The sequence below is a fragment of the Pseudomonas sp. XP2 genome, from assembly GCF_053557975.1.
The window spans coordinates 25,862-27,546 of the sequence record NZ_JBNRIK010000036.1 but is presented as its reverse complement, the minus strand read 5'-3'; the positions used below and the strand labels follow the sequence as shown (position 1 = coordinate 27,546).

The 1,685-nt window shown below is 63.4% G+C and carries 2 protein-coding genes; both read right to left on the bottom strand.

The genetic code is table 11. The features are described from left to right. Window positions 1-84: 84 nt before the first annotated feature. A complete protein-coding gene (locus ACK1VC_RS26590; RefSeq protein WP_016488506.1) occupies window positions 85-1,284 on the bottom strand; it encodes an MFS transporter in 1,200 nt (399 codons plus the stop codon). Window positions 1,285-1,374: 90 nt separating this feature from the next. After that, window positions 1,375-1,685: hypothetical protein (locus ACK1VC_RS26585; protein ID WP_449118150.1), on the bottom strand; the 311-nt coding region annotated here is incomplete at its 5' end.

Here is a 1,685-nt window from a genome sequence, read left to right as displayed (position 1 = left end):
CAGGATCACCACAGGCCTGAACTTTGTGGTGATCCTGTGGGGGCTGGCTTGCCGGCGATAGGGCCAGTGCAGGCAATGCAAGGGTCAGGCTTCTTGCCCCCGATCTCTAGGCCGCCGCGCCTGCCTGTACAGATACAGGCTCAACACCAGCCCGCAAGCCGCGGCAGCCGCCGCAAACAGAAACATCGAAGCAAACCCGAACCCCGCCGCCACCGCGCCCACCAGTGGCCCGGTCACCCCCAGCGACAAATCGATGAACAGCGAATACGCCCCCACCGCCGCGCCGCGGTTGGCCGCCGACACCTGGTTCACCGCCTCCACGCCCAATGCCGGGAACACCAGCGAGAAACCAAACCCGCTCAGTGCTGCACCCGCCAATGCCAGTTCGGCACTGGGGGCCAGCCACAGCATCAGCAGCCCGAGTGTTTCCACCGACAGGCAGGCAATCGCCACCCGGAACCCGCCAATCCGGTTGATCAGGTTGCCGAACAGCAATCGCGCGCTGATGAAGCTGGCGCCGAACAGGCTCAGGGTCAACGCCGCATCGGCCCAGCCACGGCTGGCGTAGTACAGGGTGATGAAGGTGGCGATGGTGCCAAAGCCGATTGAGCCCAGGGCCAGTCCCGAGCCATGCGGGAACACCTTGCCCAGCACCCGCAGGAACGGCAGGCGTACACCGCTGACAATAGGCGCGGCCCGCTTGGGCCAGGCCAGCAGCAGGCCGAGGGCGCACAGCAGGATGATGCTGACGCCCATGCTCCACAGCCCCAGGCTCTTGACCATCAGTACGCCCAGCGGAGCGCCGATGGCCAGGGCGCCATAGCTGGCGATGCCGTTCCAGGAGATGACCTTGGCGGTGTTTTCGGCGCCTACCCGGCCGATGCCCCAGCCAATAGCGCCCGAGCCCACCAGGCTTTCGGCGCTGCCCAGCACCAGGCGGCCAACCAGCAGGCAGGTCAGGCTCAGCCAAGGCAGGTGGGTAAGGAAGGCGCACGCCAGCATGAACACCCCGCTAAGCCCGCAGCCGACCAAGCCATACATGACTGCTTTCTTGCTGCCATGGTTGTCGATGATGCGGCTGGCGGTAGGGCGGCTGAGCAGGGTGGCGAGGTACTGCACGCTGATCACCAGGCCGGCGACTACGGCGCTGAAACCCAGGTCGTTATGCACATAGCCGGGCAACACGGCCAGTGGAATGCCGATGTTCAGGTAGCCGATGAAGGTGAAGAGGACGATGGAGACGACTTGCAGGGTGACCGCAAGGGGGCGCGGTGAGTCGGGCATGGGGACCTACGTGTGTTCAGGACGGTGTGAAAACGTGATGACGGGGGTAGCCCGCAGGTCAGCCGTTTTCACACAGTCGGGGATGCGCAGTTATTCCTGGTCAGCGCTGGATTGATCGTCACCATCCTGCTCGACGGCAGCTGCCGGTTCGGCGTGAACGGTCACGGATGGCTCTTCTGGGTTCAGGCTTGGGAAGGGAAGATTCGGGATTTCGTGCATCTCGTCGTTCCTCGCAAGTGTGAGTGAAAAGTCTGCGCCAGGCGCGGTTGAAGCTTCGCAAAGCTGGGGCAGGATACACAAGTCTGGATGACAGTTTGGATTTTTTACCGGTCGCTTGTCGGTTTTGCGGGCGAACAGCGCACATTTTTCCTGCAAATAATTGGGGCCGCTTGGCGCCCCTT